Annotated in this window: 1 pseudogene; it reads left to right on the plus strand. The window is 68.0% G+C overall.

From position 1 onward, the window contains the following. Positions 1-247, plus strand: a pseudogene (locus BraRD5C2_RS33635) (hypothetical protein); the annotation flags it as partial.

A 247-nucleotide genomic window follows, 5' to 3' on the forward strand; every position in this document is an offset into this window, starting at 1 on the left:
CGTGTTCGGCCCCGGCGGTTCGACGCCCGATACGCTCTGGGTGAGGGCCAATGACGGCAGCATGTGGGGCGCCTGGCAGAGCTTCACGGCAACACCGGGCCCCGACACGGCCCCGGTGGTGACGGCACCGAACGTGGCCGCGGTTCACGGGCAGTTCTCGGCTCTCGCCTCGAGCCTGTTCTCGGTCAGCGATGCCGAGCACGACACGATCACCCAATACGCGCTCTGGGACACGCAAGGTAACGGA

The organism is Bradyrhizobium sp. RD5-C2 (assembly GCF_019972155.1).
GTDB lineage: Bacteria > Pseudomonadota > Alphaproteobacteria > Rhizobiales > Xanthobacteraceae > Bradyrhizobium.